This window comes from Vibrio sp. R11-SG3-ISO9 (genome assembly GCF_059834255.1).
This window is the reverse complement of record NZ_JCBDGU010000057.1, coordinates 67,266-89,735: the sequence shown is the minus strand read 5'-3', so window position 1 is coordinate 89,735 and position 22,470 is coordinate 67,266. Positions and strand designations below refer to the sequence as shown.

The following is a 22,470-nucleotide window of genomic DNA, read 5'->3' as shown; positions in this document are numbered from 1 at the left end:
GCGCTTTTTTAACATCATGGTAGAGCTAATCTACAACTGTGTTCTTAGCTTCGTTGCGTCTCTGCCTTACTGATGCCAGATACAATTAAAACTCGTAGCTAACGCCCGCACCAATCACTGGGTCAAAGTTGCCAGATTGTGCTGACATGCTCATTTTTGCTGAAACTGCGTCTGAGTAACGGTAGCTTGCACCAACTGCAATAGCTGACTCACTGTTGTAGTAACCAACACCTGCACCAACTGCCACATTACCAACGCCCTGAGCGTTCGGGATGTTGCTCATTGCTGCAACGCCAGCGATAGCGCCCGAAAGCTCTTTGCTTTGACGCTCTAGATCTTTACGAAGGTCTTTGATTTCTGCAGCGTTTTGGTTAATTGAAGCAGTGTTTTGAGCGATGTGCGTTGAGTTAACTGCAGAAGTTGTAGCGTTTTGTCCAATTACTTTACCTTGAGCACTCAACGCATCTGCATTCTTTGATGATTTGATACGGTTTTGGTCGATAGTGTAAGCACGCTCCATTTCTTTTTTAGCCCCTTCGCTTACTACGTTTGAGCTAGCTTGACCTTTACCACCTAGGGCTTCCTTAGCGAAGACTTCACGCGATTTTTGTTGAGCTTGAATGCGGTCGAGATCATGAGATGCTTGGCCCTTTCCATTTAGGCGGTCAACGCCAGCTTGGTGGATTGCTTCTGCTGTCGCTTTTGCCTGTGTTGCGTTATCAATATGAACAGTTTGCCCCTTGCTTGCTGCTTGTGCGCCAAATGCTGTGAAAAGAGCTACTGCGATGATTGTTTTTTTCATTACTTTCTACCTACGAGATTAAGAACAGCTTCCTGCTAACCTTTCCGTTTGTCGGGCAGTATAGGAACGAAGATCACATAAACAAGCGGTTTTTGGCGATTTTAGTACTGTATGAATAAACATTGTTCACATTTTACAGCACGATAATTTCGTCGTTACCTGAGGTTACATGTGTAATTCACTGTAAGCGGTATTTAACATTGTAAGGGTGTAAGTTTGCGTAGTTTTAAGCGCAAATAAAGGCTGAAAATGAACTATTTATAGGACGCTTTTCTGTGCAAATACAAAAATCCCCAAGCTGAAACTTGGGGATTTAACTACATTGGCGTGTGTTTATGTTATCAATCGATTACTGAGCTGGTTTAAACGTCACTTTGTAAGCGTATTGATTGTCCGTTAACTGGAATTCCTTGTGCACGCTTGGGCTCCAAGAGTCATCACCGCCAACGCCCATGTGTTTATGGTCTAGGCGTACGTAAATCTTCTCTTCTGCGACCAAATCATTGGTGTGTTTCGCTGCTGCTAAGTGCTGCTGAGCGTACTGACTTACACTGAACTGGAAGTCTCCCGAGATTTCTAACTCATTCACCTTCAACCATTGCGTACCACAACGTAGACCACTGTCGGTTGGGAAAATGTATGGCGTGTGCATTTGCTCAAGCGTTTGTGTGTGCTGACCGAAGCGCGCCGCTGCCAAACGGTCAGGGTAGTTTTCAAATGGACCTAAACCTTGCCATGTGATCGGAGCGTTTTGCTCATTTAATGGCAGTTCGAACTCCAAACCGATGCGTGGCATTGGTGGTAAATCATCAGCCAGCTTCACGTCGACAGCCAATGCCATCTGACCGTTATTGCTCAGTGTGTGCGTCCAAGTCGTGATCGCTTGTACCTCACCATTAAAGTGGTAAGCGAACGTCGAAGTCACTTTCACTGCGTGCGTTAAGGTTTCACTGTGGCAAGCGACGCATTGGCGTTCCCACTGGCCGATACCCGCCATGTCCCAACGGCACATCCAAGCGTTTGGATCGACATTGTCGATTTCGCTCACGCCGATGTCGTTATCCAGTGGTGCACGGAAGAAGTTATCTTGCGGTGCCGCAAGCATTTGTGCTTCGCCATCGACACGCCAGTCGGTCATCAAACCCGTTTGGCTATCCCAAATCCACTGGTACTTTTCGTCTTGGCTAGATATTAAGATCGCATCGCCTTGCTGCGTTAGCATTGGCGCTGGTTGCGTTTCCAATGTTGGCAGAGCAAGGCCAGCGGTATTGCGTAGCAGCATTTGCTCAGAAGCGACGACGTGCTCCGCGTTTGCCCAAAGCGTTGCAGCAATCAGAGTAATGTCGGTATTTAAGTGGTATTGCGCTTCCGCTTTTGGCGTGAAGTTAAAGGCAATCTCAATGCTTGCTTGGCTGTCGGCTTCTACGTTAAGCGCCAACGACCCCGTTTGGATGACTTTGCCATCTTCCAACAGAGACCAGTTTAATTGCTCATTATCGGTTGCGCGGAACAAGTTCTCGTTAGTCACTAACAGCGTGCAAGCTTCTTTGGTTTGCTCTTGCAGTGACACAGTGATCATGCGTTGGCAGTATTTTGCTTCTTCCAACGTTGGGTGCACCGTGCGATCTGGGAAGATCAAACCGTTGATGCAGAACTGACGGTCATTGATTTCATCCCCAAAGTCGCCGCCGTAAGCCCAGAAGTGTTGGCCGTTTTCATCCCATTGGCTCAAGCCTTGATCGACCCAATCCCAAATAAAGCCACCTTGTAGGCGAGGGTAATCGCGGAACGCATCCCAGTAGTCATTAAAGCTACCCAAACTGTTGCCCATCGCGTGTGCGTATTCACACAAGATCAAAGGACGAGTTTCGTTTGGTAACGACACCCATTTCTTGATTGCCCATTTAGGCACGGCTTCGTCTTCAATGACCGTATTCACACGCGCGTACATTGGCGCAATGATGTCGGTTGCTGTGGTGTTTGAACCGCCGCCTTCGTATTGCACTGGGCGAGAAGGGTCGTAGTTTTTAGACCAAGCGTACATCGCATTGTGGTTGCTGCCGTGACCAGACTCGTTACCTAAAGACCAGATGATGATCGAAGGATGGTTCTTATCGCGCATCACCATTTGGGTGTAGCGGCTCATGTAAGCGTGCGCCCATTGTGGATCGCTCGATAGGCGGTTCATTGGCTGCATGCCATGAGTTTCGATGTTCGCCTCATCGCACACGTAAAGGCCGTATTGGTCACACAGTTCGTACCAACGAGGGTGGTTTGGGTAGTGCGCCGTGCGTACCGCGTTGAAGTTGTATTGCTTCATCAAGCAGATGTCACGAATCATGTCTTCTTCTGTCATTACATGACCAAGCTCTGGGTGATGTTCGTGACGGTTCACGCCGCGGATCAACAAAGGCTTACCGTTTAGCTTCAATTGGCCATCGGTGATTTCGACTTTGCGGAAGCCCACAGGGTACGCTTCGCTTTCTAAGTGCGTGCCGTTTTCATCCAACAGTGAAACGACTAAGCGGTAAAGGTTCGGTGTTTCCGCCGTCCATTTCTTTGGCTCGCGTACGTGCAATGTTTGGAATACCACGTCATCCCACGTGCCACGCTCGTCAATGCGGCGGTTGTGTGGGCGATCGATACGTGGCTCTGTCACGGCTTGTTCACCGTCAAACAGCTGCACTTGAACTTGGTAGGTGTCCGGCGCAGAAATCGAAGTCACAATCGACAGTGAACCACCACGGTAACACGCGTCTAAATCTGGCGTGATGAACACATCTTCAATACAGTGTTGTGGTTTAGACAGCAAAGTCACGTCGCGGAAGATACCACTTAGCCACCACATATCTTGATCTTCTAGGTAACTGCCATCACTCCAGCGAATCACCATGACAGATAAGCTGTTGTCACCTGCCACAAGGTACGGCGTTAGGTCGAATTCAGAAGGTAGGCGGCTATCTTGGCTGTAGCCAACCCAAGTGCCGTTACACCAAAGGTGGAAAGCCGAGTTCACGCCATCAAAGATAATGCGTTGGGTATTGATCAAGTCCGCCTCAGAAAGTGGCACGGTAGTGCGGTAGCAACCTGTTGGGTTATCACTTGGTACAAACGGCGGGTTTACTTCGAATGGGTATTTCACGTTGGCGTAGATAGGCTTGTCGTAACCTTGCATTTGCCAGTTTGAAGGGACAGTAATCTCATCCCAGTCTTTGTCATTGAATTGTGACTCGATGAACTCGCCGTCAACTTGTTCTGGCGCATCAAACAGTTTGAATTTCCATTGTCCGTTCAGCGACTGACGCTGGGCATTAACATTGTCACGAGCATCTTCTTCATCACGAAAGCTTGCAAGTGGGCTGTGCGCTTTAAGGTTATTGATATTGACCGATTGTGGGTTTTCCCAATCACGTCTTTGAATAATATCTGAGAATGCTGTCATGATGTTCCTACTTAAATTTCTTTGTTACTAATCTGGTTTCGCAATCATTTCGCAGTGAAATACAGGTGAATAGCGTTGCGAGTGAGTCGGAGAGCAACGAATCGTTATTTCGCTAGCTGCTCTACGAGATAATCTTTGGCTTGGGTATAGCCTTGTTGTGATGCTTGGTTGGCTAGCGCAGCGGCTTGCTGTACATCGTTGTTTTCGAGTGCTTTATCGATTTGAGATTGAAACACTTCCCACTCATCCAGCGCTTCTGGAGAGGCGGATTGTGTCATTTGAGAATTCTGTTTCTGCTTAGTTTGTGTGCCTAGTTCTGTCAGTAGTGTGAGAACAGCACTGTTGCTTGACGCGCTGGTGGTCACCTCGACGACACCAAATGCTTGGTAATCCGCGACTAGAGGAAGCTGTTTACTACCGATGATGTTCTGAGACTCTGCATACACCTGTTCTGGGTGTTGTCGTGCGAGTTTTTGTCCAAGCAATGATGAGTCGGAAGCGAGAACTATATATTGAGCCCCGTTTAGTTGCGGGTTGATCGTGATGACCTTCTCGATGCGTTCTAAACCGCGCATACCGGTTGGGTGGTACTCGAAGTCCTGTGCCGAGTAACGATCTACAAGCTGCCAGTTTTCGTCATAAACTAAGACGCTCGCAGCAAACAAGGCTTGGTTATCGACATAAGAGCGTACAAGCAGTGCAAATGGGGCATCTGACGTTACTTCATAGCCGACAACGGGCAGCGCTTGGTGTGAAGCTGCGCTTGATGAAAGTAGTACCGTGTCACTCAAGATAGGCAGTTCAGCATCCACAACAACTTGCTGGTGGAATGGTGTAGACAGCGTTGTGAGTGGCAGTGCTTCTAGGGTTGAGCAGCACGTTTGTTTATCCAAATCTGTATTAAAAGCCTGCTCAGGCAATCCACTGCATGCGCTCAAAGACAATGCCATTAAAAGAGTGGCTAGCGGTTTTAGTTTCATCTGCTTGTGTCCTATGAGGGGTGAACGCTTTGCTCACCCCGTTGGGTCTAAAAATAGTAACCGGGTAGGATTACCACCACGTTTCGACGTTAAAGCCGAAGGTGATCTCATCTATGTTTTGCGTAGCTATGCTTTGTGCTTGTCCGTAGACATCGCCCCCGCGTCCCCACTCATCGGTTTTCTCTGAGTAAGTCGCGAATAAACGAAGTGATGGACGAGCCCAAACACCTTTGCCCGCTTGGAACATTTGCGACACTGTCACTTTGTACATGTCGTTGGTACCTGCACCGTTCTGAGCTTCTACCGATTCATAACCCACCTCTAGCGCGGTTGCCATGTAATCCGTCCAGCTGTATTGAGGGCGAGCGCCCACACTGAACCACTTCTCACCTTCTTCGTTGTCGAGATTTTTATCTTGGTAGGCGATGGAGTACATCACTTGGAAGTCTTCACTCACGTTTAGATCACCTGAGTTGAAAATACGCCAGCTGTAACCATCATGTTCGACGCCCGTGCTGTACTTACGGTTTGAGCCGCCTTCTGCACTCATCAAACCGCCCGCCAACGCATCGGTACCGTATTGGAAAGCGAATGTGTTTGAGCCGTAATCCCAAGCTTGGCGGTAGAGTGTCGATAACATGGCGCCAGAAGTGGTGATGTCACTCTCGTCGTAGCTAGAGTTTTGGGTGAAGACGTAGTTCAGACCAACGGTCAGATCAGCGCTGTCACTGAGCGTGATGTCGCTAAGACGCGCATCAAGGTTGTGCAGGCTGCGACCGTCTTTACTTGAGTTTGGTGCCATCCAAGCGATGTGGCCTTTAGCAAAACCAAAGTCCCAATCTTCTAGACCAATACCTGTGCTAGAGGTATCCCAGTATTTAATATCGATCATGTGGACTTCGTGACGACGGTAGAAGCGTTCACCTGCCCATACTTTAGCGTCGGCTTGCCCATCAATCAGGCCGTGACCTGCAGACCACATCTGGATCAAGCTAACGTCGCCCCAGCTCTCGCCACTGCCTAGGTAAAGCGTGGTATCAAAGTACGTATCACCTTGTTGCCAAACGTCGGCTTTGAGGCCTGCTTCCCACCAATTCAGCTCGTTACCTAAACGGTAGTTGCCGTAGCCTTCGCTGGCTCGAATCACATCATTGCGTTCGCCTTTGCCTGAGTTGTGTTCGTCGTTATCGGTGTAAATGTTGCCCCATTTGGCATAACCGAAGTAAGTGATGTTCTCCACTGCGGCCATACCAGCAAGCGGTGCGAGGGCGAGGGTAAGCCCAAGCGCTCTTACAAGCGTCTTTTGTTTCATGAAGTGTCTCCATTCTATTTTTTATGGATTATTTTTTTATTGAGTCCTAACTCGCTGCGCAGTGTAAATAAACCCTGAAAACGTTTTCATGATGGAGTTGGCATTTTTTGTCGATGACTGAAATTTTGGATGTTTAATGTGATTTTTATCCCGTTTTATCTTGGTTTTTGATGTTTTTTAGGGATTTGTTGTGGTGTTTTTGTGAAATCGTTTTCTTTGGGTTGTGGAGGTTTCTTTTGAAAATGATGAAGTGACAGAGGGGTAAGGTATTGAAATGTATGATTTTTTGTGAAGAAGGTAGCCCAATTGAAATCAATTGGGCATGTGAGACAAAGAAGTCAAATGTAGTCATGTGAACCAAGGCTAGACGCCTTAATCTGAGTACACCGTCAATTTGGGGTATTAAGTTAGGACCCAATAGAGACACTTCATCGCGTTCTCGAAGGCTTCAGAATACGAGGGCTACTCGATGACTGCAAGAGTAGCGCGTGTTAAATGGGTGTTTAGTCGCCTAAATGATAGGGTGTTGTTTTTAAGTTATTGATAATAAATAATTTTAAATGATAGCTAAATAGTCGTTTAAATCGAAAATATTGCTATCTTTGTGGAAAAAAGCGGGTGATTTTTCCAATGAATAGCCACGTAATATAAGAGGGGGCTTTTTCTATGCTACTCGCTTATGAGTTGAATCATATTTAATGGAAACGTTTCCATCATTAGGGGTTCGTCACAGATTCTTTCTAAGATTTCATTATGATGCAACGTAATTTCCAGTTTCAAGGTAAGACAAGATGATGGATAAAACACTGGTTGAGCTAACAGGTAAGCAAACGGAACTGATCGTAGAGATTGGCGATTATGCCGAGATCCTGCATTGGGGTAAGAAGGTAAGCGGTGATTACAAGGAGTATCGCAGAGCTTTGCATCGCCCAGTGCCTTACGGGCGTTTGGACAATGATGTTTCGATGACTTTGAGCCCAGAGCTTGGTCGTGGTCTATTTAGCAGCCCCGGTGTTGAAGGGCATCGCAATGGCCAAGACTGGGCGCCAGTGTTTGTAGTTTGTCATGTTGAAGAAAGCAAAAATGGCGTGGTGATTGAAAGTGAAGATGCTAACGCGGGTCTTCGTCTTCGAACTGAGCTGATTTTAGACGCCAATGACGTGGTAAAAACGCGTCATACGCTAACGAATACCAAAGAGGGCGTATATCAGGTCAATCGCCTTGCTAACACTTTACCTTTGCCTGCAAGAGCGAATGAGCTAATGACTTACTACGGTCGTTGGGTTCATGAATTTCAAACGGTGCGTCAACCATTACATCAAGGTGGGTATCAACAAGAAAACCGTCGTGGTCGCACTTCTCATGAGCATTATCCTGCGCTTGTTGCTGGTACGGCTCACTTTGATGAAATGAGTGGTGATGTCTGGGGCTTCCATTTTGCTTGGAGCGGTAACCACAGACTGCGTGTTGATGTTAAGGCTGATGGTCGCAGATACATGCAAGCAGAGGTGATCTACCTGCCAGGTGAAGTGGCCTTGCAAGAAGGTGAGAGCCTGACCACACCTTGGTTGTATGCCAGTTATAGCCATACCGGCTTGAACGGCATGAGCCATCAATTTCATGCTCATGTTCGCGATACGATTTTGCCAGCAGACTTCGCTGATAAGCCGCGTCCAATCCACCTTAATACTTGGGAAGGCATCTACTTCGACCACGATCCAGAATACATCATGTCGATGGCGACTCAGTCGGCTGAGATGGGCGTCGAGCGCTTTATTATTGATGATGGTTGGTTCAAAGGGCGCAATGGCGACAAGGCTGGGCTAGGGGATTGGTTCCTATGTGAAAGCAAATACCCAAATGGTTTACACCCGATTGTGGAACACGTAAACAATTTGGGAATGGAATTTGGCTTGTGGTTCGAACCAGAGATGATCAACAAAGATTCAGATCTGTATCGCGCTCATCCCGATTGGCTGCTGGCTGTCGATGGCTACGAGCAACCAACGGGTCGCAACCAATACGTCATCAACCTACAAAATGATGATGCGTTTAACTTCCTGCTTGAGCGACTGGACCATTTCCTTTCGACCTACAATATCGCTTACATCAAATGGGACATGAACCGCGAAGTCGTTCAGCCAGCACACTTAGGTCAGGCTGCAGCGCATAATCAAACCCAGCGCTACTACCAGTTAGTCGACAAAGTTCGCGAAAAGCACCCGAAAGTAGAGATTGAGTCTTGTGCGGCGGGCGGTGGTCGAATCGATTTTGAGGTGCTGAAACGTACTCATCGATTCTGGGCGTCAGATAATAATGACGCGCTTGAACGTCAATCTATTCAACGTGGTATGAGCTACTTCTTCCCACCCGAGGTGATGGGCAGTCATATTGGTGCGAGCCATTGCCACAGTACTCGCCGTCGCCATAACATCGAGTTCCGTGGGCTTACCGCACTGTTCGGTCATATGGGCATTGAGCTTGATCCTGTCAAAGAAGAGCAAGCAGAGAAGCAGGGCTTTGAACATTACATCAAGCTACACAAAATGCTTCGTCCATTGCTGCATAGCGGAAAAACTTGGCGCGCGCCCACGGATGATAGTGCCCATCAGGTGCACGCCGTAGTCTCTGAGGATCAATCAGAGGCGGTGGTTATGATAGCGCAGTTAGCGATGCCGACGAACTCGCTGAGTGGACACCTTCGGATCCCGGGCCTTGATCCTAAAGGGATATATCAAGTGTCGGTATTAGATAAGCCGTCAAACTACGATGACATTGTGAATTACCAGCCGCCGTGGACTGAATCTGGTTGCGAGCTTACTGGTGATTGGTGCGCTGAGGTTGGTCTCACGATGCCAATTTTGGATGCCGAGAGTGCTATGTTAATCAAACTTCAGCGTATCGACATAACATAGAACCACAGCTTTTCATCTCAACGAAAATAGGTCCCTAAACAAGGGAATAAAATGCCGCACAAGTTTGAAATTTGTGTGGCTTTTTGCGTTTCATTGTAATATCTTATTGATAATTGTTATTATTATCAATTAATTTAAGTTGTTAATTTAAAAGGAGAAAATTATTTTTATTTCGTAGTGGTGTGTAACCTTTCGTGCTCAATGTCTCATTTTTACAACTTTACTGGAAACGTTTCCATAAGGCGGTTTTTGATCACAGTAAGGTGGCTGGTGTGTGAGTAGCATTACCCTCGAAATATAAATAAAAGACGTCGACGCTCTCCATTCTAGTTAGGGGAATGAACAGCAGTACGACACTAAGGAACTAAAATGTCTGATAAAATTACGCTACAAACCAAGCTGTCCTACGGCCTCGGAGCACTCGGTAAAGATTTCGCCTGTGCACCCATCTATATCTTCTTAATGTTTTACTTTACGGATGTTGCAGGCCTCTCTGCTGCCTTCGTAGGTACCATCTTTTTAGCTGCGCGTATCATTGATGCGGTGACCGATCCAATGATGGGCGTCATCGTTGATAACACTCGCTCAAAATTCGGTAAATTCCGCCCTTGGATTGTGATTGGTACAATGCTGAATGCGATTGTGTTGGTCGGTCTTTTCAGTACGCACATGTTTGAAGGCACGACTTTGTACATCTATGCAGCAGCAGCGTACATCCTTTGGGGTCTTACTTACACCATTATGGATATCCCTTACTGGTCAATGATTCCTGCACTGTCTAGTGAGCGTCAAGAGCGTGAAAAGCTGGTTGTGTGGCCACGTTTGTTTGCAAGCCTTGCATGGTTTATTACGGGTACTTATGGCCTGCACATTGTGGGTGAACTTGGTAACGGTAACCAAGGTGACGGCTTCTTCAATGTTGCTATGTTGATCGCGGTTCTGTTCGTGATGAGCGCATTCTTGATTGCTCGTAACGTGAAAGAAAAAGCGGCACCAGCAAACGCAAAATCAGCAGAGAAATTCAGCTTTAAAGATGTGCTTACTATCATTGGTAAGAACGATCAGCTTAAAGCACTGATTGGTACTGTTCTGTCGTTCCAAATTGCTAACTTACTTGTTGGTGGCTTCGCAATTTATTACTTCTCTTATGCACTTGGCAACGCAGAACTATTCCCAGTTTACATGGCGGTTGCGGGCGCAGCAGAGGTAGCGGGTGTATTCTTGTTCCCACGTATTGCGGCATTCCTACCGCGTAAGCTTCTATGGCCTATCGCTTGTGGCTTCCCAGTTCTATCTTGTGTACTTCTACTATTGATGGGCTTCATCGCTCCAGCTAACGCGCTAATGATTGGTATGGCAGGCGCTGCAATCAAGTTCGGTGTGGGTATTGCGAACGCATTGCAAACAGTAATGCTTGCAGACGTAGTGGACTACGGTGAGCACAAAACTGGCCGCCGCAGCGAGAGCGTTATCTTCTCTGTACAAACTATGCTTGTGAAATTCGCTGGTGCAGCGGGTGGCTTCATCGTGGGTGTCGGCTTATCGGTAGTGGGCTACGTACCAAACGTAGAGCAATCAGCAAGCACAATCATGGGGCTAGAGTTCATGATGATCGGCCTACCGGCTATCATGATGACCATCAGTGGCCTTATCTATCAACGCTACTACCGCCTACACGAAGGCTTCAATAAAGATGAAGCAGAGCCTGTAGAGCAGGGCGAACGAGTGACTGCAGAAGCGTAGTCTATCTAACCTATTAACTTGTATAGGTCATAAACCTCTAATTACAGAAACCAGTCTATAGTGATGTAGGCTGGTTTTTTGTTTGGGGGCTTTGTGCAATAAAGGGCTAGTTTGTTTTTGGACATTTTTAATTTACGTCGACGGACTAACTTTCACCCTATTATTAACTTTTAGTATCCAAAAGCATAATCAGGCACTGCTTATCACTGTTACAGAGATTCAAGAAAATGGACAAAAACTTCCATCTTCAACCAGTTGTGTTAGATTCATGTTATGCACTTTTTCAGCATAATATGCAAACCATCCTTATAAATACTTGTACCCTGAAATAAATTTCAACTCAAATCGAAACTTATAACTAAATCTACCGTTAAAAAACCTCTAAGATTTTCTTATAAGTCTCGTGTCTGGCAATACTACGGCCTTCAGACAAGAGAAAGTTCTTCAGAACGTCGTAAGCTAGCGGATTATTGGCAATTTCTCTGGCCAATTGCTCAGGTATTATTCCTTTTGAATCTTCAATCTTTAGTAGCTCAGGTCTCTTTTCAATTAATAGTTCAATTATAGGCAGATCGCCCATGCGAGTAGCCGTATGTAACGCTGTTGCACCTTCTTCGTTAATTAACGTTGCATCACAACCATGCTCTAGTATGAGATAAGCTGATTTTAAACATCGACTAGCTGCTGCTGCATGAAGGGCTGTTCTACCTGTGAAATCTTGAAGATTCGGATCTGCGTTAGCCTTCAACAATGCTTTTACCGTTTGATAATCTTTGTTGTTTGCAGCAAACATCAAAGGCGTCTGATACTTAAAGTCTGTAATATTAACGATTTCTGGCCATAATTCGATGATTTTCCTGATGCCTGTAACCATCGCACTAAATACATTACTAATTTCATTAGCAATATCGACTTGTACCATCTGTTTATAATAATTTAATTTAGTACGCATTTCATAGCTCATCTTCATCATTAGCAAAATGATGCTATCTGCTTGTGGATATTTCAGTTGTTTCTTTTTTAAAGCTTTGTGTTTTTTAAGTACTAGCTCAATAGAATATCCATTTTTTATACACTCTGCGAAATCACGACTAAACTTTTCCATATCGCTAGAACAAGAAGAAAAAAGCGGTTGATAGTTAGGATAGCATTGATACAACTTGTCCCAAAAATACTCATGTAACTCACGAGAAACGTCATAAATATTAGATTCTCCTTTCAGTCCGCCCCAGTAGTACATGTCTCTAAAGTACTTTTCGTGATTATTAGGAATGAGTTTTTGGTTTGCTATAGCCAATGCGAATGCATCTCTAGCTAACAATCCTCTAAACTTTCCAAAGCTGTATTTCTTACATTCATCGATAGCCAAATTAAGATTTTTTTCTGCTTCTTTAAGCTTATTCTGTGCAATATAATGAAGTGCTTCATAACGTAGTATATTTGCTTTTGAAAATTCAAAATCATCACAGTTTTTCGCCTCATCTAGTAAAGCAGATACCTTTTCTTCGGTTTTTGAACCAAACTTCTTAAGGAGTAGATGAGTTTCTAGTTCAAATAATATTCGCCTCATCGACTCTGTAGGCGTGGCTTCTAGAGATTTTAACCTTTCAACAATCATTTCACCTATATTAGGATTTGAATATTGATTCATATGAACGATTCTAGCCCCATATACTAGCTCAAAATCATCAATATTCTGTAATTGTTTAAATGGAGCTTTGTTTTGTTTTAGCTTATCTATTAAAACATCTCTACGCATAAGGTGATTATTTGAATAATCACCTTCTTCTTTTATAAGTTTACACATTTTTTCAAATTCATCTTGAGACGTAGGAAAGACATTATCTAATATATCCTCTTCTCCAGAACGGCTAAAAATACAATTAATTCTATCTAAAGTACTCCATGGGATATCGTGTTCATTGTCTGAGGTAAAAAGTCGCAATAAATCATACCTATAAAAAGAAGGAAGTTGCTCTTCAAAATACTTATTTTCCGCATGGTCTCCTAAACTTCCCTTTTGAATATGGGCTTTAAAAGTCATATTATATACGTAGTTGTAAAGTTCAACTAATTGGAGTGTTTTATTTTCATTTAAGTCAAAACATAGCTTATCGACTCCAGGTGTTAAATACTTAACTAATTGCTCATACCCCTCTTGAATAGCTCTGGCTATCAGCAACCTCATACGTATCACTTCAGAGCTTGGTGCCTGATATCGTACTTTTAGTTTCTGTACAAAATCTTGCTGCTCCGCTGCTGGGCATTCACTCCTTAATATTCGCTTTAAGTCTTCACAAGAAATATCTATTTCATGCTGTAAGTCATCATAAGACAAACCTTTTTTTTCAATAAAATCTAGAGCCTGTTCAAATTGCGAAGACTTTTCATCAGGCTCAAAACAGCCACCAAACTGTATATTCACTTCGTCCGAAAACGTTTTCTCGATACTTGATATTTCAGGGGTACTCTTGGATTTTTGCCAATTGTAAAGGTTCCTTAATACTTTTTCGTATTTATCCACACTATCTAGATCGTTGTTTAAATTATTAGCAATAGATGTTTTGGTGTTTTGGATTAAGTCGATAAGCCAATTCAAGACTTGCGGTACAGGGAGAAGAAGTTGCGTAGGTTCAATCGGAGAATCTACGGCTGGAAGATACCAAAACCGCCCGCCAGGCATACCTTCATCCATTTTTGATTCAATTTGCCAAAATACCGTATGTCTCGCTAGAGCTGGTATGATAACCCTGGCTAAATAATGCCAAACGATTTTTCTTTGTGACGCCTTTGAAGAATAAACATTAAGCTCGATGTTCTTATGCATCAAGTAATCGTCTGCAACATTGGAGATCAGATCTTTTTTCGCTCTTTCATCAAGCCCTAAAGCATCCGCTATATCACACAAAATACTTTCCCAAGTATTAGATAAATTATCCATCGTCATCTCGACATATCTAAACTTGCTTTTCGATTTTGAAGTCATCTGTCCATTAGCGCCAAGCGCTTTAGCAATCTGAAGAAGTACCGATTCGAAGGTTGGAAAAGTAGCCACTGAATGTCCTTTTATTGTTTCGTTTCCCGCTAGAAAAAGAAAATTGAGGGGGGGGGATTTTGCTTTTCATTTTTCTACAGAGCCGATTTTATCATACTGAAGCCATCTGAATACGTGAGAATAAAAAGCATGACAACAGCACAATCTAGAAAAACAAAAGAACTGGTAATCAATTGGCACATGACAGAAGTCTGCAATTACAGTTGTAAATACTGTTTTGCAAAATGGGGACGCCCCAAAGAACTCCATCGTTCAGAACAGGCAATCGCTAACTTATTGGATAAGCTAGCAGACTACTTCATCAAAGGCACTCCAGTCTTAAAAGAAAAGCTGGGGTACGAAAGTGTTCGTCTTAACTTTGCAGGAGGGGAACCAATGATGTTAGGAAATACGTTCGTTACCGCTTTGGTTCTTGCAAAACAAAAAGGATTTAAAACCTCAACCATAACTAATGGACATTACCTAATTCATGGAAAATCACCGTTGCCGAAAGATACTTTAGACATGATTGGAATCAGCTTTGACAGTCAGTACTTAAGTACACGTATGAAAATAGGAAGAAACGATCGAAAAGGAAACTCTTTTGGTGTTAATGATTTAACATATGCTCTAGCGAGCCTCACACAGTCACAAACAGGAATCAAAACAAAGATTAATACTGTAATTAACAGTCTTAATTGGGAAGAGGATTTCTCTAATTTAATTTCTAGTCTAAATCCATACAAATGGAAAGTATTACAGGTCATGCCTTATGGTGATAATGAACTACTAATTTCCAAAGAACAGTTCGATAATTTTGTTCATAGACATAGTGGATTAGGGTTACCTATGTATTCTGAGTCTAATTCTACTATGACAGAATCATACTTAATGATTAGTCCAGAGGGTTGCTTTTACCAAAATACTGCCAATAAATCTGGGTATAAATACAGCGAATGCATTAATTCATGCGGTGTGGAAAAAGCTCTTTCTCAAATAGAGTTTAATCCAATTACGTTTGCTTCAAGATATAAAGAAACCAATATAGACATTGTAGAAATATCATAAAATCTATTAACAAAAATAAAATAAATAAAACTAGGTTCCTTATTATAGGAGCTATAAATAATCACAAAACATTAGATGAGGAACAAATGAATAAATTTATCGTTTTTGAAGGGTTAGATGCATGTGGAAAAACAACATTAAGCTCTCTATATGCGAAAGAAATGAATACTATCGTTCATAATGCGGTAGTCCCTGAAGCTCATAATCTAAGAAAGGTCTTTGACTCCTATGAGTCAAAAGAGAGTGCATTTCTATTTTTTTTGTTAAATAACTTATTGAAGAGTAACGAGGTTTCGAAAATATTAAAAGGTGAAGGTATCATATTAGACAGATATGTATTTTCAACTTTGGCTTACCAAACAATTATGCTTGGGGAAGATATTGTAAAAAATATTTTTGACACACTTAAAATTAATAAAAAAATACCTCTTCCAGAAGTGATAATTTTTGTTAAAGCTGATATTGAAACAATAAACAACAGAATAGAGACCAGAGGTGGCACAGTTCAGTGGTACGGCGATGCAGTTACGCAAAATAATAGTGTTGAATCAGCATATCACAAAGTTTTTAAGTGGTTTGATATTCCAATTGTAGAGGTCGATACATCAGAAAAATATGGCCGTTCGGTAGAAGAAAATTACCTACTAATGAAAGATCAGGTCGAGCACGTTCTTTCGGGAGGGAGTAATTTGTACAGTTTCTAGTTCAATATCTCTCGGTGATATTGCATGAATATGCAGACGCAAATTACTTGTAAAGAAAGCCGTTTCTGCTTATGTTTGGAAGAAAGTGAGGACTACTGCTCCGTGATCCGACATAAGCAAATGTAAGGTGAGATTCTAGCTAAATTTAACTGCGATTTATTGCGCAAACTCATAAAGGGGCAAATCCGAGTTAGATAGTGCCATAGGTAAAGATTCAGATTATGAGAGCCATGAACATAAACGAGTCTGCAAATTAGTGCTGAATGGATGAAGCAAGATACTGCAGCTCTAAAATACAAAGCCACCATATTTGTGGTGGCTATGTGAAACCGAATATCGTGGCACTATTACTCTCTGCTCGCTAAGGTTAGGAGCTACCTAACCTTACGTTTGCTCTCTGTGCTATCCGGTTATCTAGGGTGATCAATAACACTGGCAGTAATGATATCAGCATGACCATGGCCAATGTAGAGATACTGCTGAATCCGAGTAGTCCCGATAAAACAACAAGCAGGGCGCCTCCAATCATTCTGAAGAAGCCATCGATTGATGTTGCTAATCCTGCACAGTACTTAAAGGGTTCTAGCGCCAAAGATGTCGCAGATCCAGATAAGAGACTAAAGCCTGCCGCTCCCAAAGCTGATAGAGCAAAGAACAGATACGTCGAATCAGACTCTATTAACAACAACCCCACGCCTCCGGCAGAGATAGCAGTGGCACCAAAACGCACCGTATTGCGACGACCAAACGACGTCATTAACCTAGGCGCAATAAAGCTAGCGAGTATTTGAACCCCTCCAATGACTCCGAACATCATTGAGAACTGTACTTGAGAAAGCCCTCCGTCACTGATGGCAACAATGGGTGCAACTGAAATGTAAGTCAACAGGGCACCAAAGCTGAGCATGTTAGTCAGTGAGTACACTAAAAATGTACGATTGGTTAAGATGTCACGCACGTTACATTTCAGCGCCTCTGTGTCCTTTAAATCAACTGTATTTTTTAGATTACCTTTGGACTTCAAAGTCTTTTTAGACGGTAGAGCTACGGCTGACATTACAAACAGCAAGATAGCCAAACCAGCCATAAGGTAGAACCCGCCTGTCCATCCCCATAACACAGCCAACCCACTGCCGATGAGTGGCGCAATGGTAGGCACTGCACTGGTGACACCGCCCATATAGCTTAACCATTTACCGGCAGTGTCACCTTCGTAATTGTCTCGAACCCAAGCCATGGCAGTGATCATAGTGAAGGATGCACCAACGCCTTGAAGCGCTCGCGCCGCGTACAACATCTCCAATGAAGAGGAGAGCACAACAAACAAGCTCCCAGCGGCATACAGAACCAGCCCTAGCATGGCAGAAAACTTACGACCTTTGCGATCAGAAATGGGACCCGCAATTAACTGACTCACACCGAGAGCCAGAACATAAATTGAAATGGTCTGTCTGATTTCGCTATCCGAGATGCTGAACGCTTCTATCATCTGTGGAAAAGATGGCAAATAGACATCAATTGCCAGCGGCCCCAGAGGGATGAGCGAAAAAATAACCAGCAGTTGGAAAAGTTTGTTACCTGCCATCTTAAACTCCATTACTGACTTATTGGTGGATATAGCGATAAACCAGAGCGAGATGCGATAAAGTGAACAAAGCACATCATAGGTTCACTCATTTCTAGTTCAGCGATCATGGTGTAGTTTCTTAGCTCAGAAAATGCGGCAATGTCGTCGATGTTTAACTGACGTTCGCCTGAAATAAGAGCATCAATAGCAATCAATGATTCCAGCTCGTCCAAAAGGAGTTTCAGCTCTGGAAGATACTCTTCGGTTCTCTGCAACGCTTGCTCTATGGGCTGACCCAAGACTTCTTTGCGAGATTCCACAAACATACTGAGAGCCTCTGACGTAGATAGCTCTGGCAGGTCAAGTTGTGGCATTCGTGGATACAAAAGCTGAGACGAAACCGGATACAGCCTCTTAAGCAGATTGTTTAATGCTTCCGATACTTCGTAACTGGTGAACATCGGCTCATTTTGTTGGTCCAAATAACGAATTATGTCGAGGCTCTCGACCATCACAGTAGACTTATCATCGTGCTGTTGCTGCTCAAGCGCAGGGACCGTTAATCTCTCAAGTTTTCCTTCAAGTGATTCTGGCCATTGCCCCAAAGTCATGGAGCTAATTTCACAATTAAGGTTTTTAAGCCCGATCAAGGTTCTAACTCGAACGCAAAAAGGGCAGCTATCAAATACATGTAATTTCATTATGTTGTTCCTATTTGCCGGCATACTCATTAGTTGCCGTGCCAAATTGAGTAAGACATTCTTTCGACGTGTGCAGGTAGGTTTTCTTCATAGCCACGCCAATGGCTGAACTCCGGTAATTTGACAGTGTTCTTTAGTTCTTCTGTTGTTTTACCTTCTTGCATGCCTTCCCAGACTGCATCAAAAAGCGCTTTGTTGAAGCGGTAATCCTCTTTGAATGCCTTTGGTGAAGATGCTGGCATATGGCCACTGAGCACGGTGTCAAATTCGAGCTCGTTCAAAACACGTTCAAAGGTATTTAGAATCGCCACGTAGTTGTGTGCGGTAAGGCGATAAGGTTCATTGACATAACCGGGAAGATGCCAATCTACCCCCATAAGAACCTTATCTGCTGGCATATGAATGATGCTCATGCAGTCACCGTCATTTGGGCCGTAATAGTGTAAATCGACTTGCTTATCACCTAACTTGATCGAGTAGCTGTCCGTGTAAGTGGTATCTGGTTGGACGACTCTGTTTTCTAAGTCGCGACTCATCAATTCAGTACATTTTTCCTGAGTAATGAATTCCGCACCTTCCTCTTTAAATATCTGACCGCCTCGGGAATGGTCAAAGTGGTCGTGGGAATAGATCACTTTTTTGACCGGCGCATCTGTAAGCTTGCTGATCTCTTTACGCATCATTTTTGAACGAGCTTCACCTGAAGGGTCGGTGACAATAACGCCGTCGTCTGTAACAACAACCAAACTGTTATAGAAGAACTGGGAGTACTGATATACGCCATCTTTGAGTTCGGTCATTACAGGCTTTGTAGGGTCAAAACCATCGGCTGCAGAAACGCTTGAAATCATACCTAGCGTCAGGGTTAAAGTGGTCAGTTTTGAAGTAACAGACATTGTTCTTTCCTTTCGTCATTGAAGATGAAACAAAAGATAATTAACATTATTAAATAGAACAATTGAGTAAAAAGTAACTTCACTTAATACCAAAGGTATCGAATGGATAAGTATCGGAATATGCAGCTATTTTGTACGGTTGTCGATCGAGGCAGTTTTTCTAAAGCGGCTAAAGCATTAGGTGTTACCCCTGCGATTGTAGGTAGGCACATTGCCGCGATGGAGGAGTCGTTAGGTTTTGTCCTATTGAATCGCACCACTCGTAGCATGCACCTTACACCCGGAGGGAAAGCTTACTATGAAGGTGCGCAAACGGTACTGAGTCAGATAGAGCAATTAGAAGACTCACTCACAACGGCACACCAAAATAACCCTGAAGGTCTTATTCGACTGTCAGCACCAGATGGAATGGGACCTTTTCTGATGAGGGCCATTAAGGAATTTCGAACGGAATATACAGGCGTTCGCTTTGATCTCGTCTTATCTAACAATAAGTCAAACCTGATCGAGGAAGAGATTGATCTTAGTATTCGATTTGCATTCGAGTTACAAGATTCCTCTTACATTGCAACCAAGCTTGGCGAATCAGAGTTTGGTTTGTATGCCGCCCCTTCATATATAGAGGCACACGGTATGCCTTCTGATTACACCGACCTAAAAAATCATGACTGTCTGCATATGGGAAGCTCAAGAGATGGTGATTATTGGATACTCACTGTTGACGGGAGAAGTATTTCTCATCGGCAGCTGTGGGTCGCTGTGATTTCAGATACAAACACTTTGCTGCAAGCGACTATGGATGGCTCGGGTATCGCCATGATTCCGAGCGTATTTGCACATTCACACGTTAACTGCGGCAATTTAACCAAAATAGAAAACGTTGCGGAATTTCCAATCATCAATATTTACGGAATGTATCCAACACGTAAGCACGTACCTTATCGACTATCGCTGTTTTTGGAGTACCTAAAAAGCAATTTGGTTCGAATCATTACTCCGTAGCACTCATGATGTTATAGAGATGCCCGTTACGATTCTATACGCAAATGTGTGACTGTTCATTTGTCACCATTAACATGAACTTTATCAACTTAGTTCGAGCTATCTGATTAATATTTATAGAGTTATTTGATGCATTAGGAGCATGAAGAAGTTTTTTACACGAATAAATTAATTCCCGTTTTCGCCTAGTTTCTCTCCGTTTGCAGTCAGGCGGCTTTTATGAGGAGGGTTAGAAAGGTTAACGGTTACAGCCGGTTGTAATGACACCTTTCTAACCTTTTCCGTGCAATATAAAAACTGGTTAATATTATTCAGGTCATTGTCGCTTACGTTATGGCTAGGTGCTCGGTAGAACTCACCAACCACACACCGTGTCGGAAAATCGGTGTGCTTTTACCACTTCATTTCACCCATATGCACTTTAGCACCAATACTTAGCGCCATAGGCAGTTGTGCATCGGGGTAGGTTGCAGACATTTTGTCGATCACTTCCGCGCTATTCTTGCTGTTATCTTTTGCTTTCTGGAAGTCTGAAAGGTACTGCTGGGAATAGCTTATAGTGCTTGCGTCAAGCTTGGTTCCAGCTTTCATGTGTCCTGGAATGACAATATCTGGTTTTAGCTCTTGCAGTTCTTTCAACTGTTTAACCCATGCTTTCTGGCTACTATCCGATTGCGCGTCAGCCATCCAAAGGTGCAAATTGCCATACACGGCGACGTTGCCCAGAACCGCTTTGCTAGAAGGGATCCACAAGTAAGGACGATGAGCCAGTTCACCTTGCGTGCCACGAATCTCAATTTTGTGTCCGTCAACGGTCAACACATTGTTTTCGATAGCTTGTGGTAGATACGGTTCAACCGGAGCATTGCTCCCCATTTTAGGCCCCCAAAAGGCCAGTTTGCCAGCAAGCTTTTTCTCTATTACCTCAATCACTTCCGGTGTACTCAGAACTTGCGCTTTCGGGAATAGTGCATGTAGCACTTCCGCACCAAAGTAGTAGTCTGGGTCCGCTTGACTAATAAAAATAGTTTTCAGCTCTTTGCCACTATCAAGAACCTTTGCGGCGATGCGCAAAGCGTCTGCTTTGGTAAAGCCGGTATCGACGACCATGATTTCACTTTCACCGATTACCAGTGTTGAGTTTACGTGGAAGCTGTCCTTGTCTGCGTTATAAACATCAAGGGTCAGTGGCGTGGTTTCTGCTGCATTTGCATTAGTGGCGAGTAAGATAGATGCGGCCATTAGAGTTAAATTTTTCATACCGTTCTCCTTCAATGTGTGGGGTACGGGGAGGATAGTAAGGAATTGACGTGCTCAGAAAAACACACCAAACTGAGCATTATTGTTTCTTAATTCGAGCGAATGTATGGATAGGCTAACCGCTGCTAAAGTATTTATTGATGTTGCAGCGACGGGTAGTTTTACTGCCACAGCAGACAGGCTGGATATGTCTCGCCCCATGGTGACGAGATACATTGAGACGATGGAAGCTTGGTTGAATACCCGCTTGTTACATCGAACTACACGAAAAGTGTCTTTAACAACAGCAGGTCAAACATGCCTGGAAGAGGTTAAACAGTGGCTTGAGCAAGCCGAAAGACTAAGCGGTCTTGCAGACAACACTGGTGAGTTGTCGGGTACAGTTCGGTTAGCAACCAGCATGTCATTTGGCTATTCTCAACTGGTGCCAGCTATTCAAGAGTTTATGGTGGAGAACCCCAACGTAAATATCGATATTGACTTGCATGATTCAGTAACTGATCTAACTGAAAGCCAGATAGATCTTGCTATCCGAATCGCCTCGACACCGGATCCGTCTCTGATAGGTAAACCTATATCGATATGTGAGTCAGTGGTGGTCGCTTCGCCAGAGTATTTGAATAGAAATAGTGCCATTTCTAAACCAAGCGACTTAACCGGTCATACTTGTCTTGGGTACAAAAATTTTCAACAACATATTTGGCATTTAACAAAAGACAACACACAACAATCGGTAGAAGTTAAGTGTAACTTGACAGCAAATGAGGCAACCGCCTTATTGCAAGCCGCATTGCATGGTGCAGGCATAGCTATCCAGCCATTCTATCTCGTGAATCAGTACATTAAAGATGGTCGGCTTCAGCAGGTTTTGCCGGATTGGAAACCTGACGACTTAACCATTTATGTTCTCTACTCTTCCAGAAAGTATATGTCACCAACTGTTCGTGCACTGATTGATTATTTATCAGACTATTTTTCTGAAACTCGTTGGTAGTGTTAGTTGTGCAAGAAACTAAGTAGACCCACTCACAGTTCCCTTTTATA

Annotated in this window: 15 protein-coding genes; 6 read left to right on the top strand and 9 right to left on the bottom strand. The window is 43.7% G+C overall.

Annotated elements, in window-relative coordinates; genetic code table 11:
- Window positions 1–85: 85 nt before the first annotated feature.
- From AC6R05_RS23600 to AC6R05_RS23585, 4 genes are all read right to left on the bottom strand, one after another.
- Window positions 86–802, bottom strand: coding sequence for a YadA C-terminal domain-containing protein (locus AC6R05_RS23600; RefSeq protein ID WP_500648870.1), 717 nt, complete (start codon window positions 800–802; stop codon window positions 86–88).
- Between the two features lie 349 nt (window positions 803–1,151).
- The gene (locus tag AC6R05_RS23595) at window positions 1,152–4,244 is read right to left on the bottom strand and encodes a beta-galactosidase (protein WP_500648869.1); all 3,093 of its coding nucleotides are present in this window, start codon (window positions 4,242–4,244) and stop codon (window positions 1,152–1,154) included.
- Between the two features lie 104 nt (window positions 4,245–4,348).
- Window positions 4,349–5,224, bottom strand: coding sequence for a MalM family protein (locus tag AC6R05_RS23590; RefSeq protein ID WP_500648868.1), 876 nt, complete (start codon window positions 5,222–5,224; stop codon window positions 4,349–4,351).
- Window positions 5,225–5,294: 70 nt separating this feature from the next.
- Window positions 5,295–6,536 (bottom strand): carbohydrate porin, encoded by a 1,242-nt coding sequence (locus AC6R05_RS23585; RefSeq protein WP_500648867.1) that lies wholly within the window; start codon window positions 6,534–6,536, stop codon window positions 5,295–5,297.
- A gap of 791 nt (window positions 6,537–7,327) precedes the next feature.
- Between AC6R05_RS23585 and AC6R05_RS23580 the strand changes: the two genes are divergently transcribed.
- Together AC6R05_RS23580 and melB are read left to right on the top strand one after the other, a co-directional pair.
- A complete protein-coding gene (locus AC6R05_RS23580) occupies window positions 7,328–9,451 on the top strand; it encodes an alpha-galactosidase (protein WP_500648866.1) in 2,124 nt (707 codons plus the stop codon).
- Window positions 9,452–9,820: 369 nt separating this feature from the next.
- On the top strand, window positions 9,821–11,194 hold the full coding sequence (gene melB / locus AC6R05_RS23575; protein WP_500648865.1) for a melibiose:sodium transporter MelB: 1,374 nt from the start codon (window positions 9,821–9,823) through the stop codon (window positions 11,192–11,194).
- A 370-nt stretch (window positions 11,195–11,564) separates the two neighbouring features.
- On the opposite strand, the gene AC6R05_RS23570 is transcribed toward melB, so the two are convergent.
- On the bottom strand, window positions 11,565–14,249 hold the full coding sequence (locus AC6R05_RS23570; protein ID WP_500648864.1) for an ankyrin repeat domain-containing protein: 2,685 nt from the start codon (window positions 14,247–14,249) through the stop codon (window positions 11,565–11,567).
- A 129-nt stretch (window positions 14,250–14,378) separates the two neighbouring features.
- Between AC6R05_RS23570 and AC6R05_RS23565 the strand changes: the two genes are divergently transcribed.
- Together AC6R05_RS23565 and AC6R05_RS23560 are read left to right on the top strand one after the other, a co-directional pair.
- Window positions 14,379–15,296 (top strand): viperin family antiviral radical SAM protein, encoded by a 918-nt coding sequence (locus tag AC6R05_RS23565; RefSeq protein WP_025574283.1) that lies wholly within the window; start codon window positions 14,379–14,381, stop codon window positions 15,294–15,296.
- Between the two features lie 86 nt (window positions 15,297–15,382).
- On the top strand, window positions 15,383–16,000 hold the full coding sequence (locus tag AC6R05_RS23560) for a deoxynucleoside kinase (protein WP_500648863.1): 618 nt from the start codon (window positions 15,383–15,385) through the stop codon (window positions 15,998–16,000).
- A 367-nt stretch (window positions 16,001–16,367) separates the two neighbouring features.
- Here the strand turns inward: AC6R05_RS23560 and AC6R05_RS23555 are convergent, their stop codons facing one another.
- Genes AC6R05_RS23555 through AC6R05_RS23545 form a run of 3 tightly spaced genes read right to left on the bottom strand, consistent with a single transcriptional unit; the run spans window position 16,368 to window position 19,164 of the window.
- Window positions 16,368–17,585, bottom strand: a complete 1,218-nt coding sequence (locus tag AC6R05_RS23555) for a multidrug effflux MFS transporter (RefSeq protein WP_500648862.1) — start codon at window positions 17,583–17,585, stop codon at window positions 16,368–16,370.
- An 11-nt stretch (window positions 17,586–17,596) separates the two neighbouring features.
- Window positions 17,597–18,268 (bottom strand): glutaredoxin 2, encoded by a 672-nt coding sequence (gene grxB, locus AC6R05_RS23550; RefSeq protein ID WP_500648861.1) that lies wholly within the window; start codon window positions 18,266–18,268, stop codon window positions 17,597–17,599.
- Between the two features lie 29 nt (window positions 18,269–18,297).
- Entirely contained in the window at window positions 18,298–19,164 is an 867-nt protein-coding gene (locus AC6R05_RS23545; RefSeq protein WP_500648860.1) for an MBL fold metallo-hydrolase, read from the bottom strand.
- Window positions 19,165–19,266: 102 nt separating this feature from the next.
- Between AC6R05_RS23545 and AC6R05_RS23540 the strand changes: the two genes are divergently transcribed.
- The gene (locus AC6R05_RS23540; RefSeq protein WP_500648859.1) at window positions 19,267–20,166 is read left to right on the top strand and encodes a LysR family transcriptional regulator; all 900 of its coding nucleotides are present in this window, start codon (window positions 19,267–19,269) and stop codon (window positions 20,164–20,166) included.
- 393 nt (window positions 20,167–20,559) lie between these two features.
- Here the strand turns inward: AC6R05_RS23540 and AC6R05_RS23535 are convergent, their stop codons facing one another.
- Window positions 20,560–21,426, bottom strand: a complete 867-nt coding sequence (locus tag AC6R05_RS23535; protein WP_500648858.1) for an MBL fold metallo-hydrolase — start codon at window positions 21,424–21,426, stop codon at window positions 20,560–20,562.
- Between the two features lie 106 nt (window positions 21,427–21,532).
- Here AC6R05_RS23535 and AC6R05_RS23530 point away from each other — a divergent pair, with 106 nt between their 5' ends.
- Window positions 21,533–22,420, top strand: a complete 888-nt coding sequence (locus AC6R05_RS23530; protein ID WP_500648857.1) for a LysR family transcriptional regulator — start codon at window positions 21,533–21,535, stop codon at window positions 22,418–22,420.
- The last annotated feature ends 50 nt before the right edge of the window (window positions 22,421–22,470 follow it).

Bases quoted from the DNA above. Each gene is read 5' to 3' on its own strand.
- AC6R05_RS23600 (WP_500648870.1), bottom strand. From the start codon at position 802: ATGAAAAAAACAATCATCGCAGTAGCTCTTTTCACAGCATTTGGCGCA.
- AC6R05_RS23595 (WP_500648869.1), bottom strand. From the start codon at position 4,244: ATGACAGCATTCTCAGATATTATTCAAAGACGTGATTGGGAAAACCCA.
- AC6R05_RS23590 (WP_500648868.1), bottom strand. From the start codon at position 5,224: ATGAAACTAAAACCGCTAGCCACTCTTTTAATGGCATTGTCTTTGAGC.
- AC6R05_RS23585 (WP_500648867.1), bottom strand. From the start codon at position 6,536: ATGAAACAAAAGACGCTTGTAAGAGCGCTTGGGCTTACCCTCGCCCTC.
- AC6R05_RS23580 (WP_500648866.1), top strand. From the start codon at position 7,328: ATGATGGATAAAACACTGGTTGAGCTAACAGGTAAGCAAACGGAACTG.
- melB (WP_500648865.1), top strand. From the start codon at position 9,821: ATGTCTGATAAAATTACGCTACAAACCAAGCTGTCCTACGGCCTCGGA.
- AC6R05_RS23565 (WP_025574283.1), top strand. From the start codon at position 14,379: ATGACAACAGCACAATCTAGAAAAACAAAAGAACTGGTAATCAATTGG.
- AC6R05_RS23560 (WP_500648863.1), top strand. From the start codon at position 15,383: ATGAATAAATTTATCGTTTTTGAAGGGTTAGATGCATGTGGAAAAACA.
- AC6R05_RS23555 (WP_500648862.1), bottom strand. From the start codon at position 17,585: ATGGCAGGTAACAAACTTTTCCAACTGCTGGTTATTTTTTCGCTCATC.
- grxB (WP_500648861.1), bottom strand. From the start codon at position 18,268: ATGAAATTACATGTATTTGATAGCTGCCCTTTTTGCGTTCGAGTTAGA.
- AC6R05_RS23545 (WP_500648860.1), bottom strand. From the start codon at position 19,164: ATGTCTGTTACTTCAAAACTGACCACTTTAACCCTGACGCTAGGTATG.
- AC6R05_RS23540 (WP_500648859.1), top strand. From the start codon at position 19,267: ATGGATAAGTATCGGAATATGCAGCTATTTTGTACGGTTGTCGATCGA.
- AC6R05_RS23535 (WP_500648858.1), bottom strand. From the start codon at position 21,426: ATGAAAAATTTAACTCTAATGGCCGCATCTATCTTACTCGCCACTAAT.
- AC6R05_RS23530 (WP_500648857.1), top strand. From the start codon at position 21,533: ATGGATAGGCTAACCGCTGCTAAAGTATTTATTGATGTTGCAGCGACG.